The sequence below is a fragment of the Nostoc sp. CHAB 5836 genome, from assembly GCF_020829445.1.
Classification (GTDB): domain Bacteria; phylum Cyanobacteriota; class Cyanobacteriia; order Cyanobacteriales; family Nostocaceae; genus Nostoc.
Genome location: NZ_JAIVFV010000183.1, coordinates 1 through 13,092, shown reverse-complemented (window position 1 = coordinate 13,092; position 13,092 = coordinate 1). Strand labels below are relative to the sequence as shown.

The following is a 13,092-nucleotide window of genomic DNA, read 5'->3' as shown; positions in this document are numbered from 1 at the left end:
GGTCGGCGCAATTAAAGATAACTGGTGATGGCTGTCATTTGTCCTTTGTCATTCGTCCTTGGTAAGGGTTTCAAGCCTGTTTACGTTTCGTCACATAGTTTGATTTATTTTCACCGACTTACTTAGAAAATTAGCTTTTTAACCCAATACGGTTCAGTTAGCGTCAACAACCTTGTATTGCGCAGGTTGGGTTGAGGAACGAAACCCAACCGAAGAGCGGGGTTTGTTAGGTAACACTAAAGTTCAACCCAACCTACAATTATCCTTAACCCAAGCGTATTGCTTTTTAACCGTGTCAATTTTAGATTTTGGATAATGGAATGGTTTGAGCAAGGCCGCTATACCTGCTATCAAATCTAAAATCCCCAACCTGCATCTAAAACTGGGTGCAGTTTGAAAAGCATTGGGCGAATAGAATTCGCTACTACACAAACCAAGTCCACCTCCGTGGACTAAGACAAAATCAAGGATTTTTAACCCAATAGACTTGGGTTAAGCATTTCTTCCTTCTCTCTTCTCTTCCTTTGCGTTCTTTGCGGCCTTCTCTGACGAGACGCTGCGCGAATGCGGTTCGTTAACAAAATTGACTTTGACAAAGAGTTTTAGCCTTAACTGAACTGTATTGATTTTTAACCCAGGTCGGTGGGTTTTGTCTGTGTAGCCGCGACTTCTATAGCGGTTCTCCCTTGGGTGCAGTACAGTTTTGACCTCTCTCCAAACCTCTCTCCTAAGAGGAGAGAGGCTTTGAATCTTACTCCCCTTCCCTTGAAGGGAAGGGGCTGGGGGTTAGGTCTGTATTCCATGCAATTGAGAACCGCTATAGTCGCCAGGGCCAGTAATAAATTAGACTTTTCAAACATCTTCTAAGACTCGCTAACGCTAGGCTATCAGAAATCTAAAATCCCAAATTGTTTGACTCAATGTTAACCAATTAACTACTACGTAGAGTAGCAACTAACTGACGTGCAAACGCAGAGATTGCTTCATATTTATCGGTGTGAGACTGCATCATTTTACTACGTGCAGTTTGTTCAGAGGGGTTATTAGCAACTGCTGCCAATTGTTCGTAACCTGGATAGTAGCGGCAGAATGTATAAATACCGTTATCATCTAGTAGCCATTGGCTATAAACGCCTTCTTTGCGGGGAAAAAAGCTTTCTGAAGCATTACGAGAAATAACTTGGCGGGGATATTTCAATATCTCTGCAAAACTGTCAACTGCAACTGGCTGAATGCGTCCAATCAATCGCGTTGTCAAGTTTTGCAAAATTTTAGATGCAGCTTTAGATTTGGCAATTGTATCAGGATCTTGTCCTGATAAAATGACTCTGATACCGGCTTTAGCGCCGTTAGCACAAATTCTGCCAACTAAATCAGAAATTTGCTCGAATTCAAATAAAATTGGGGCTTCGTCGATAAAGAATATGGAAGCTGGACTACTTAATGCGCGTCGTAGTGCGGCTGAATAGGCACTTAAGGAGAGTACGGCTGCATCTTCACTATCTGATAGGTTTCTGAGAGCAAAAACTAAAAGTTGTGCATCGGTAGGAAAGCTAGATGGTGCAGAAATGGCTTGTCCCACGCGGCTAGAAAGCCAAAACCGTAAGCGTAACTGAATTTGACTCAGAGCGTCTTCGACTCTACCAGTTAAAGAACTTAACTGCAAGTGTTCTGGTGAACAGAAAAAGAGAAAATCTTTTAAGGTAGGGGTTTTCTGCCAAGCAAGAGTGCCAAATCCCCCCTCCATCGCCTGTCGATATCGTTCTTTGATGCCCTCATCTGCAAAGAAGGCTTCTAAAGCTAAATTGAGCAGCGATCGCACGGTTTGCGATAAAATTTGACTTTCAGTAGATGATCCTAAAACCATTGTCATTAAAGCTGATTCTAGGAAAGCAGTATAATCGTTAAAGCGATCGCGCTGTTGTTCTGGTTCTAGCGATCGTAAGTCTGGCTGTTCAAATAAGTTATTCGATTGTTTGGAGATATCAAAATAGGCTCCATTTGCCTCCATAAACTCTGTATAATCTGTGAAAGTAGATGTCCCATCAGGCTTAGGGAAATCTAACGCCACAACCGGAATACCATGTGCCAAAGCCTGAGTTAAAATCCCTGATACCAACACCGACTTACCAGCACGAGTTGTGGCAAACAAAGCTAAATTTTTGTGCTGATTAAATAAATCTAAATGTATCGGTGTTCCACCTTCTTCAGCAATCAACTCAAAGCCTTGTTTATCACCTTTTTTAGTTAAAACTAAAGGCATTAATCCGGGAACTTCACTGGTTAAATATAGCTGGCGACGGTTGAAAGGTGTTGCTAACAAACCTTCCCAAACTATGGGTAAAGTTTGCAGCCAAATTTTCCAGGCATATTCAGTTTCTCTAATTACCTTTGCTGGACGTTGAAAACAGTTTTCAATATATCTTGTCGCCTCATCTAATTTCTCTACAGTTGGACGATGTACCAAAATGACAACACTCGTATAAATCGGCACTGCCCCTTCAAATAATTGTTCTTGTGCTGCTACCGATTTCTTCAACTTCAATTGAGCGTTAACATCAATAGTTTTACTTTTTTCTTGAGCCATAATTGTCGTCATGTTTGACTGCTTCAGCACTCGTTGCAGAGTAGTTTTCACCATTGCTGGATTGGCCGCAGTCAACTCACAAAAAATCTCTGTATCTACTACTGTTTCTCTGGCTAACAGTTCCCATAAATAGCGCAGTTGGGCAGATTTATTCACCCAACCTCCGGGTTTTTCCAGAAACGACAGTGTGCCAATATAACGATTGTTAACGTTAACCCAACGGCGATCGGCACAAGGTACACTAGACTCCATCAGCAAAGTTGTGCCGTGGATATTATCTATCAGCAATTTAGTACTAGCTAAATCGGAATTAACTTGCTCGTGCAGTCCTTGTTCATCTAAAGTCATTAACTGGGGAATATCTATCGGATCAGTATCATTAAACCTTTTCCAGATGTCCTGCCAAAGTTCATTAGCAGTCAAAGGCTTGACATCCAATCCCATTTTGTTAGATAAAATTTGTTCCCAGCGCAGAAAACCCTGGTTGTAAGCATTTGTAATCAGGGTTTCAATGCGTTGATTTTCTATATCTGAAAGATCACCTTTGAATTTCAACCACCAGGATTCCGCTTTCACTAAAAGCTTTTCTATCCAATCATCTGCGTGTTGCGAGTTAGATTCAATGGTGTAAGTGACATAAATTCGCAAAAATTTCGGCTTCCGAATCCCAGAAATAGTTAGTTCTTTGATTCTGGCTCTCTCCGCCATCAACAAATATTTGATATCTCGTGATGGCGTATTTCTAATTAGTGTTGCTAATTCTTTTTGGCGCTCTTTGTCGGAACTAAAAGAACCCAAGTGCAGTGTCATTCTCTCACCGCTAGGGATATCTTTTAATCCAGCTTCTATATTATTAAAAAGTGTATCAATTTGTTCGGATCTTAAGGTGGTATGAATTCCCTTACAGTCAAAACCAAAAACAAAGCAGAATCTATCTTTTTGAGTGCCTTTTGTCAAAAGGTAAGCGCCAATATCACGCCCATTCATGGCGACACGCAGCATTGTCGCCAAGTGCAAGGAATCTTCAAATGGCGTTAATCTACTTTCATTTCCGGCCACGCCGACGCTTTGTTTTCCGATTTTTTGCTTCATGGTTAACTTCGAGTAAGCTTTGATAACGAGCAAAGCCTCTTGTCCAAGCGGGAACGCCAATAAATTTACTTAAAAAACTCCAACTCCTACCACCAGTTAAAATCCACCAAGTTCCGATTCCCCAACCAGTCATTAGTACTGTCCACAACCATTTTTGAAACTCTTCTTGGAAAAGACCACCAAAAACTCCATTGACAATAAAGTAGGAGGCTAGGGCAATTACCGTCCAAGGAAGAATTTGATCGGCAGGAATTGGGCCTAACGAAGGTTGACTTCCGAGAACCTGATTGACTGGACGAAATTCTTGTTCCCGCTCTTGAGACATTTGAAATATCTAAATTATCTACTGTTATCGCCAATTACAAAGCGTGTGAGTACATCAGCAATGGTAACAGCAACAACGACTAATAGGGGAGTTCTGGCGATACTTTGCCAATCTTCATCTTTACGCACTGCGTTAATCACACCAACTAGGGAGATTGCAATATAGAGTAAGTAAATCGCCCGCAACACATTAAATATCAAACTTACTGCTGCGTCGGCACCTCCAGCATTGCTTCCTGAACCATCTTGTAAGGTTCTTCTGAAAAACCTTTCAGCTTCACCAAAAAACTGTGCTTGTGCGGGGGCTGCAAACCAGTCTAACCAATACAAACTCAGAATTACGGCTGCTGCTAAGATTTGTAATAATATTAGCGATCGCCTTGGTAAATTCACTTGCTGCCCAATTTGCTGGGTAATGACTGCAATTAAACTACCAACTAGTAAACAAAAGAGCAGGATAGGACTTTTTAGGCTGATAACGCTAACGAAGACAGCACAAGCAATCAAAAAAGGTACAGATTCAACCAGAATAGTCAGACAGGATTTCAATGCCAGTCTTAACTTGTGAGATTCTTTCGCCGCACTACCAGTTAAAGCTTTGAAAAAGTTTCTCTCGTGAGAACTTTGTCTGAACATTTGCTAATTTTCCTATGGTGTACTATAATTGCTCTTTATTTTAAAATATTCACAGCAACTACAATTTAACATGCTTTAACATTATTAATCAAATTATGAACTTGTAGCAAAGTTATATATTGTATATCAGTATTATAAAGTTAAGATTTCTCTAAAATCAAATATATCTCAATACTGCTCGGTTAAGCCTCTTTTGGGCATTAGAGACAACGAGATTTCAAGGGTTTCAGCCTACTTTCTTTCCTTAACCGAGCAGTATGCTTATGTCTGGAATAAAGGAGTGGGTACAACTGTTGCTTGGCCAAGGAATTTTACTGCCGCTACTGGTGATAGTGGTGTAGCCACTGCGATCGCAAGTACTAGGGGTGCTATTGGTTATGTAAGTAGGTCGGCGCAATTAAAGATAACTCGTGATGGCTGTCATTTGTCCTTTGTCATTCCTCCTTGGTAAGGGTTTTAAGCCTGTTTACGTTTAGTCACATAGTTTGATTTATTTTCACCGATTTACTTAGATAGTACTACCCGTTTAAAGAATAAACTACCTGCCGCACTCTTACGTAACACAGATGCTCACCTTGAAAGAGCTAGTCCTAAAAAAGTTCAATGGTCAATTATGTTATGATTAGATATGTTGAGAAATATTTTCGGTCATGTGACTGACTATATGGACGCCTCTCCGAATCTAAATCTCTACGCCCTTTGATTCTGGAGGTATTTTATGTCAGTTGATGTTGCTGTATTGAAATTGCGTAAAACTGATACATCGAACTGTCAAAAAACGTCTTAAGAAAAACGGACAGTAAACGGGAATGGTACTTACTGAAGCTAGATTTATAGCGCTTCTAGTTTTAATGAAATACACTTATTTTCACCTCTCTCCTAAAGGGAGAAAGGCTTTGAGGATTAGTCTCCAACGTTAGCTCTTAAGGGCTGTTGCTGTTATGTTTGTATTCTACGCAATTGAGAACCGCTATAAATCAGCGACTCATTCAAGAAATCGCTGATCTAGGCAGCGACTTTTGCTTAAGTAAGTTAGGATTCGACAGTAAAGTGGATCACAAACCCAGACAATATACGAATAGTAATTGAACTTATGCCAACGGATATAATTACCCGTCCTGAATCCCTGACAGAAGATTGTTTTTTTACTTACGCTCTTGGGACTGATTTGCATGATACTAATTCGACAGCCAAATATTTACGCCGAATCAGGAAAGAAGATAAACCATATATCGACATAGCTGTTTCTCCCAGACCGGGCTACCGGTTTGAGGTTTGCCTTATCCCTGTTGAAGGGTTTGCTCAAGAAACAATATTGACAAAAGATGGGTTCGCCAAAGCTTTAGCGATTATTTGTGCTGTATCTAACAAAGCTAGGAAGCGATTCCCTTCAGGAAATGGACAAGATATAGTCCGGTGTCAATTTAGCAACTTAGCTGATGCAGTCGCTGTAGCCAACAGATTGTCTGCATTACCCTCTGATATGTATGAAACTCTCGCCAAGCTACCAAATGCCTTGTGAGATCGCGTCCCCTTGAAGATTTATTATTAGGACTGAGGCGAAGACATTTTAATGGTAAGTAACTAGACGAACTTGAGATAAAAAACTCAATGCTTCATATTTCGTCTGTTGGAAAAAGGCTTGTTATACAAGACTTTTAACCTAAATGTACAATTTGATGTTTTTGTACGCTAACCTGTAATTCCAAGTGAGTTTTTTTTATGCCTATAAGTCCTTTGCGTGAAGAACCTCGTAACCAGCGAGCGCCTGTAATTCGTACAAGCAATGAGTTTATTCTTTTGGAATGGCTAAAGTCAACTGGTCGTCTAATCGAGCGTGAACATCAAGAATCTGAGTACCTAAGTGAAGTAGAAGAAATTTCCGAAATGATAGACCTTGACGATATCCCTTATGATCATGACGATGACGATGCTGAGATGGATTTAGAAGCTTAAGCTGTTAGGCATTTAAATTGTATATTTACTCGTGAGGTTGTCATTTGTTATTTGTCATTTGTCATTTGTCATTTGTCATTTGTCATTTGTTATTTGTCATTTGTTATTTGTCATTTGTCATTTGTCATTTGTATTTCAAAGGACAGATGACCAATTGACTTAGGACAGTCTTAACGATCGCAATGTACAATCTAGACGCGCATCAGTCTAGTAGGGTAATTCGTAATTACTATACCGCAAGGGTTTTATTGATTTGAAATGGGTGTTGAATTTACGCCCAAATGCTAAGATTCCCGACTTAAGCTGTTGGACATTTAAATTGCATATACTGAGCGAGCTTTTCGGCCCACCCCACAAGAGTTATATTTAATTCGATTATGCAAATTAGATGTTTTTTAGCTTGTCTAAAAAGTCGGGAATTTTAGAGGTCATTTAGAAAGTAAATATTAATTTATAAATCATCTCTTAATATTAAAAGGCGAGTGTGTTTAATTATTCGACTTGAGTAATAGATAAAATAATTGTCCATTGCTGACTGTAACACCAGCCCGATCGCCTGCTAATTTCCCAGTACCTAAAAAATAATCGACTCTACCTGCACCTTTAATTGCGCCTCCGGTATCTTGGTCAAGAACATAGCGACTAATGATGCGCTCCTCCATTTTTCCGGTAGGATTAACAAAGGGTATGGAAGCACGAATCAAGGCTAAAGCACCAGGAGGCATGAGAGATTTATCTGTAGCAATGGAACGCTCTGCTGTTAATGGTACGTTGATAGAACCTTGGGCTGGCTGACCATGATTTTCTTGAAAAAAAACAAAGCTGCGATCGCGGGGAATATAAATATTTAATTCTTGGGGATGCTTTTGGAAATAGTCGAGAATAATTGGCATAGTTACACCTTCTAGCGGTAATTTGCCATCATCTATTAATTCTCGCCCAATACTTTTGTAATTATAAGCGGTATTACCGGCATAACCGATTGTTGTTTGAGTCCCATCGGGAAGCTGAAGTCTCGCCGAACCTTGAATTTGAGCTAAATATGGTTCGAGGCGATCGCGAAACCAAAATAACTCTAATCCTCGCAATTTCCCTTGTGCGCCTTGTAAACCATCTGCCCCTTCTAATTCTTCCCGTGTAGGATGAGGCTTAGGCCAGGAGTTGAAATCAGGAGGTAATCGATAAACAGGATAGCGATATTCTGTTGTGGGGACGCGACGGGCTGCGTAAAGTGGCTCATAATAGGCGGTGAATAAAACGGAACCTTTGGTGTCTTTACCGACTGACTGGTAAAGCACAAATTCCCGCTCGATGGCTTGATGTAATTCTGTTGCAGAATTAGTTTTTAATAGGAGTTCACGAAATCTTTTCAAGCTTTTTAACACGCGATCGCGCGTAATCCCAGCTACGTGATAGTTTTGATAAGCAACCGCCGCATTAGCTGTTTGCAGGTATTGGAGACTGCGAGCGATCGCCCTCATCAGTGCCTTTTTGTCTGTTATTTGTTTATAGAGTACTTCATCGAAGCAAGAGGTATCACCTTGACAACAAGTAATTGGTATTCTCTGGATTAATGGTGCTTTTTGCTTTTCAGCAGTCAAGGGCACTGGTATATCCCATTTTTTTACACGACATTCTTGCGGACTAAGTTCTCGATGCGCCAAAGATTGCATCCGCACCAGCAAAATCGACAAAACCACAGGTAAACTGATAGCGATAATTTTGTTAAACTTTCCTAAGCCAGCAAGTGTCTTTTTCATCAAAACTAATTTTGGGTTTCTTTCCTCAACCCAACCTACACATTTGTATTTTTTATGCAAAACCTACGCAGTATTGGGATGAAATAGACCTGCAAAAATTCTTCCCCACAGATGCGATTGATCGCGTCTCTACTCCCCACTCCCTATTCATTCATATTCCGGTAAGTAGCAACAGCAGAAGGCGATATCCGGTTCAAATATCGGAATATCCAGTATTTGAAAATGGTATCTAAAATCACCGGAAATGTAGCAATAAATAAGAAGATAAAATCTCTATTTGCTGGTAATCCCCAATGGCGTGATACACCTTCTAAAACTACTTCCCAGCCATGAGGAGAGTGGAATCCTACAAATATATCGGTAAACAAAATGATGATAAATGCTTTAGCGCTATCACTAAGGCCATAGACAATCTGATCAAAGAAATCTTTTAGCACAGCAATAGAAGACTTACTGACAACCAAGAGCCAGATGAAAGCAATCACCGAGAAAATATCTGCAAAAACATTTTTGATAGCATTAGAGCTTTCGTGACGAAATTCTTCAGCAAGCTCAGTAGCTCTCTTTGTTAGCTCAATTTCCATCTTCTCAGATGAGAATGCAGGAGCTTTTATGAGATTTTCAAATTTGAGCCTTTCTTCATATCTTTGTAATTCTGCTAGGGCTTCTTCTTCCATTTCTGAATTCAGAAATATCTGTATTTGCTCAGTGCTTCTAAACCGCTCAACAATTGGCCCGACTACGAAAGCTTTTGCGATCTGATGCGTCAAAAGTGGTATTATAATTAATAGTAAAATAAATCTGATAGATATTATTGTTCTTCTTTGAGTCTGACGAAAACTCTGAATTACCTCTTGTTCCGAATTAGGATCTAATTCAACTTGTAACCGAGTGATAGTACTTAATATAGAGCGGGGTAAAATGCCTGTTGTATCGACTTTTCGCTTGAATTTTGGTTTTTTATCGGAGTCTTGAGTTGGTATTTTTGGTGGTAACGTTGGAGTATTGACGAGCAGCGATTTATCGTCAGATATCACAGAGTTTACTGGTAGATTTGGAGGTTTGACTACTAAAGCTTTAGAAGTTATTTGATCAGAAATTGTTGTGTATTTGGATATAACGTGATCGATAAAGTTTAGCTTTTCCAAAACTAAAGAAGGACTAAGATACTCTATACCTGTTTTTTGAGCAGCCTTTTGATTGTCTTCATTAAGAAACCAACGGCTTGCTCTAAACTCCGTTAGCCGCATCCTAGCAATTTTTAATAGCTTTTTTAGGTCTGACTCAAAATAATCCATCACACTGTTACTGTACATGGCTGAGTCAATGTCTATTTTATTACCATTGAAATGCTTATCTTCTATTTCCTTAATCTTTAATGCTGCATCGTAAGCTTCATGTAAAGAACGTTCAGGAGTCACTAAGTACCATCGATAAGCAGCAAGTAAGAAAGAATAGATTTTTTGACTAAAAACAGAGTTTTTCATTAGAGACAATCATCCAGCATTATTTGGTGATTCTTAACCTTAAGTTAACGCATTAGGTATACTAGCAAATCTACAAGGAGAAAGTTTGTGGTTTCTCATTCGGTTTGGATTGTTGGCACTAGCCGCAGTGGTAAGACGGCTCGTTTAGTTGAGCAATTTGGTAGTTGGGTAAAATCGGAAAATCAATATACTGAATCAATTTATACTAAAAATCAGAGAGGTAAAAAAGGCGCTGGCGAAGCCAACGCCAAAGGCGAACGCATACCCGAATTTTTAGATCTTAAACAAACAGAACCAGGAGTTTTAGTCTTAGCTGCCAATGATGATAATCGTCGTGAATTGGGAGATAGAATTGTTACATCTACATTAGGGAAATATCCGGTTCGTGCCAAGACACCGCTAGGTTTTTTCCAGGATGAAGTTATTTTATTTTGGCCTTTGCTAATTAACTCGTTGCACCTGAAAGCACAGTTTCCGGTACGATTGCGGCCAGAAACGGAACAAGAGTTAGCAACTAAACTCTGGCGTTCCCAATTAGACGAAGAAATTTTACGTCTGGCGGGAGTGAATGAATCTCGGTTGGTGCGTCGCATTCTAGACTTATTGCAATTAGCAGCTTACAGTGGTGTACTTTGCGAAGATATTGCCCAGATTTTGGCAAGAGGTCTGGGGGAAAATACTACAACTTTAGACCCGGAATTTCTGGCGTCTTTGCTTTTAGATTGGCGTAAGTGGTGTTTAGAGAGGGGTTTGCTAACTTATGGGATTATTACTGAACTTTATAGTCAGCATTTGTTAAGCGATCGCAATTACCAGCAGCACCTAATTAAACGCTATCAAGCAGTACTGGCGGATGATGTTGATGATCATCCTAGCGTAGCGCGTCTTTTGTTTGAGTTGCTATTAGATCAAGGCGCAGTCGGGGCCTTTAGCTACAATCCCGACGGTGGAGTGAGATTGGGATTGGGAGCAGATCCCAATTACCTAGAAGGGTTAGCAGAGCGTTGTCGGGTAGAAATTTTGAACGGGTTGCCTTCTGAGTCTCTTGGTGAGCAACTTGCAAAACAGATGGTGGAATTAGTCACAGAACCGATGGTACTGTTGAGTTTACCAAAAACGGTGTATTCAATTCAAACCACCTCCCGCGCCCAACTATTGCGGCAAACAGCAGAAGTTATTGCTAATGCTATCCAATCACAGCAAGTGCAACCAGAAGAAGTGGCGATTATTGCACCAGGTTTAGATGCGATCGCTCGTTACACTCTAATAGAAATCCTCGTCAAGCAAAACATTCAGGTAGAATCGCTCAATGACCAACGTCCCCTAATTAGTTCACCTGTGATTCGCGCATTACTAACGATGCTGGCACTAGTTTATCCCGGCTTGGGACGCTTGGTAGATCGGGATGCTGTGGCAGAAATGCTGGTTGTATTGAGCCAGAAACAACAACCACCAGAAAACTCCCCACTCCCCACTCCCCACTCCCCACTCCCCACTCCCAACTCCCCACTCCCAACTCATATTGACCCGGTACGCGCTGGTTTGATTGCAGATTACTGCTTCGTACCCCATCCCGATCGCCCCAACTTGCTACCAGTATCAGCCTTCGAGCGCTGGGATCGAATCGGCTATGCAGCGACTACAGCCTATAATGAGATATTACAGTGGTTAGAACAGCAGCGATCGCAACAAGAACTGCGGTTAATTCCCAGTCCTATTTCCCTTTTAGATAGAGCAATTCAACGTTTTTTGTGGAATGGTAGCAATCTCCCCTACGAACAACTAGCAGCACTGCGGGAATTATTAGAAACCGCTCAACACTACTGGGAAATTGACACCAGACTACGACAAATTGCCCCAGTTGAGACAACGCCCTACACAACTATTGCCGAATTTATTCAACTACTGCGACGTGGTACAATTACCGCCAACCCTTACCCTGTGCGTCCCATTGGTGCAGCGAGAAAGGCTGTCACCTTAGCAACTATATTTCAATATCGTTCTAGTAGGCGATCGCACCAGTGGCATTTTTGGCTAGATGCTGGTTCACCCTTGTGGGCGAAAGGTGGCGCGGCGACTTTATTTGGTGCGCCGTTTTTCCTGCGAGACAGATTAGGCGAACCTTGGACAGCAGAAGATGAGAAATTGGCACAAGAACAAAGACTACGAAGGATTTTGACAGATTTATTGTCTCGTGTATCCCAGAGAGTTTATTTGTGTCACAGCGATTTAGCAGTGAATGGACAAGAACAACTAGGGCCGCTGTTACCCTTAGTGAATGCTTGTGCATTCGTGAAAGGTTAGAGTGATTGCACTTTTGTCAAGAGGATGCAGGGAAAGGGGATAAATCCAGCTTGGACACTGGCATCTGCTACAATGTATGGTGGTAACATCTGTAATAAACAATTAATCAAAAATAGAAATTACTTTAATACTAGATACCCTAAACATAGGCTTTGTTTTTTTCTCAGTTGTCACAAATTCCTCTGCACCAACTGACAACGCCGCAGCTACATGAAGCGCATCCATAGCTGCTAAACCATACTGACAAGCAATGTTATAAGCATCTTGCATTACTTTTTGTATATCGTTAGACCAGTAAGTGACGGCACTAAAGAATGATTTGTAAAATTCAGCTTCTGCTGTTTTTCGATTGTAAATTGCTTTAGGTATTACCTCCATTTTGATAAATTCGCTCGAAGCAAATTCGAGGCTTGAATCTGCTAAAATTTCCAAAGCTTTCTCTGAATCTTCTCCCACACCACGCGCCGCAGTTACTAGCACTCCAGAATCAATAAAAGTTATCTTCATGCGTCAGTTTCCTGTAATCCACCACGACGACTAGCAATTTCTTTTTCTATTTCATCTCGACTTAACAAAGGTTCACCGGAAGCAACAATAAGAGAGCGAATTTGGCGTAAACGTTCTCCCAAGGGAGTTTTATTTGCAGAGGTTTTCAAGCGAAGAAATTCAACAAAATCTAAAACTTCTTCCTGTTTGTCTTGTGGAAGGGAACGCCACTTGGTTAATAATTCTTGTTCTGCACTCATCTTTACTACCTACCTCTGATAATTTAGTAAATTTAATACTTATTATTGACTAGGATGAAAAACTTGTTCTGCCTTGATACTCCCCAGCCCTAAAGGGACGGGGATTCTTGAAGAGTCCACAAACGGATCTTCAAAGGCGCTATCAATTCGCCGCTACTGATTCCACTAAGATTAAATCCCAGTTTCACCGCTACTTTTCT

The 13,092-nt window shown here is 40.7% G+C and carries 11 protein-coding genes; 4 read left to right on the top strand and 7 right to left on the bottom strand.

Annotated features, from left to right (window positions below; translation table 11 throughout):
• Positions 1-931: 931 nt before the first annotated feature.
• Genes LC605_RS26445 through LC605_RS26435 form a run of 3 tightly spaced genes read right to left on the bottom strand, consistent with a single transcriptional unit; the run spans position 932 to position 4,639 of the window.
• Positions 932-3,679 carry a hypothetical protein gene (locus LC605_RS26445; protein WP_229550469.1) on the bottom strand — a complete coding sequence of 916 codons (2,748 nt, stop codon included), beginning with the start codon at positions 3,677-3,679 and terminating at the stop codon, positions 932-934.
• A complete protein-coding gene (locus LC605_RS26440; protein WP_229550468.1) occupies positions 3,633-4,004 on the bottom strand; it encodes a hypothetical protein in 372 nt (123 codons plus the stop codon). Before LC605_RS26440 ends, LC605_RS26445 begins: the two co-directional genes overlap by 47 nt.
• Positions 4,005-4,018: 14 nt before the next feature.
• A complete protein-coding gene (locus LC605_RS26435; RefSeq protein ID WP_229550467.1) occupies positions 4,019-4,639 on the bottom strand; it encodes a hypothetical protein in 621 nt (206 codons plus the stop codon).
• Positions 4,640-4,919: 280 nt separating this feature from the next.
• Here LC605_RS26435 and LC605_RS26430 point away from each other — a divergent pair, with 280 nt between their 5' ends.
• The 3 genes from LC605_RS26430 to LC605_RS26420 all read left to right on the top strand — a co-directional run bounded on the left by LC605_RS26430 (position 4,920) and on the right by LC605_RS26420 (position 6,595).
• Positions 4,920-5,090, top strand: coding sequence for a hypothetical protein (locus tag LC605_RS26430; protein WP_229550466.1), 171 nt, complete (start codon positions 4,920-4,922; stop codon positions 5,088-5,090).
• Between the two features lie 642 nt (positions 5,091-5,732).
• Entirely contained in the window at positions 5,733-6,161 is a 429-nt protein-coding gene (locus tag LC605_RS26425; RefSeq protein ID WP_229550465.1) for a hypothetical protein, read from the top strand.
• A gap of 200 nt (positions 6,162-6,361) precedes the next feature.
• Entirely contained in the window at positions 6,362-6,595 is a 234-nt protein-coding gene (locus LC605_RS26420; RefSeq protein ID WP_229550464.1) for a DUF3134 domain-containing protein, read from the top strand.
• A gap of 488 nt (positions 6,596-7,083) precedes the next feature.
• On the opposite strand, the gene LC605_RS26415 is transcribed toward LC605_RS26420, so the two are convergent.
• Positions 7,084-8,355, bottom strand: coding sequence for a murein transglycosylase A (locus tag LC605_RS26415; RefSeq protein WP_229550463.1), 1,272 nt, complete (start codon positions 8,353-8,355; stop codon positions 7,084-7,086).
• A gap of 143 nt (positions 8,356-8,498) precedes the next feature.
• A complete protein-coding gene (locus LC605_RS26410) occupies positions 8,499-9,842 on the bottom strand; it encodes a proton extrusion protein PcxA (RefSeq protein ID WP_229550462.1) in 1,344 nt (447 codons plus the stop codon).
• A gap of 87 nt (positions 9,843-9,929) precedes the next feature.
• On the opposite strand from LC605_RS26410, the gene LC605_RS26405 reads away from it, so the two are divergent.
• Complete coding sequence (locus LC605_RS26405) at positions 9,930-12,146, top strand: recombinase family protein (RefSeq protein ID WP_229550461.1); 2,217 nt, start codon at positions 9,930-9,932, stop codon at positions 12,144-12,146.
• A gap of 102 nt (positions 12,147-12,248) precedes the next feature.
• Here LC605_RS26405 and LC605_RS26400 read toward each other — a convergent pair whose 3' ends face one another.
• Both LC605_RS26400 and LC605_RS26395 read right to left on the bottom strand, forming a co-directional pair.
• Positions 12,249-12,653, bottom strand: coding sequence for a PIN domain-containing protein (locus LC605_RS26400; RefSeq protein ID WP_229550460.1), 405 nt, complete (start codon positions 12,651-12,653; stop codon positions 12,249-12,251).
• Positions 12,650-12,892: a DUF2281 domain-containing protein gene (locus LC605_RS26395; RefSeq protein ID WP_229550459.1), complete on the bottom strand. Its 243-nt coding sequence runs from the start codon at positions 12,890-12,892 to the stop codon at positions 12,650-12,652. Before LC605_RS26395 ends, LC605_RS26400 begins: the two co-directional genes overlap by 4 nt.
• Positions 12,893-13,092: the final 200 nt, after the last annotated feature.

What these genes read in the sequence shown, in the direction of transcription:
- LC605_RS26445 (WP_229550469.1), bottom strand. Translation starts at nt 3,679, where the DNA reads ATGAAGCAAAAAATCGGAAAACAAAGCGTCGGCGTGGCCGGAAATGAA.
- LC605_RS26440 (WP_229550468.1), bottom strand. Translation starts at nt 4,004, where the DNA reads ATGTCTCAAGAGCGGGAACAAGAATTTCGTCCAGTCAATCAGGTTCTC.
- LC605_RS26435 (WP_229550467.1), bottom strand. Translation starts at nt 4,639, where the DNA reads ATGTTCAGACAAAGTTCTCACGAGAGAAACTTTTTCAAAGCTTTAACT.
- LC605_RS26425 (WP_229550465.1), top strand. Translation starts at nt 5,733, where the DNA reads ATGCCAACGGATATAATTACCCGTCCTGAATCCCTGACAGAAGATTGT.
- LC605_RS26420 (WP_229550464.1), top strand. Translation starts at nt 6,362, where the DNA reads ATGCCTATAAGTCCTTTGCGTGAAGAACCTCGTAACCAGCGAGCGCCT.
- LC605_RS26415 (WP_229550463.1), bottom strand. Translation starts at nt 8,355, where the DNA reads ATGAAAAAGACACTTGCTGGCTTAGGAAAGTTTAACAAAATTATCGCT.
- LC605_RS26410 (WP_229550462.1), bottom strand. Translation starts at nt 9,842, where the DNA reads ATGAAAAACTCTGTTTTTAGTCAAAAAATCTATTCTTTCTTACTTGCT.
- LC605_RS26400 (WP_229550460.1), bottom strand. Translation starts at nt 12,653, where the DNA reads ATGAAGATAACTTTTATTGATTCTGGAGTGCTAGTAACTGCGGCGCGT.
- LC605_RS26395 (WP_229550459.1), bottom strand. Translation starts at nt 12,892, where the DNA reads ATGAGTGCAGAACAAGAATTATTAACCAAGTGGCGTTCCCTTCCACAA.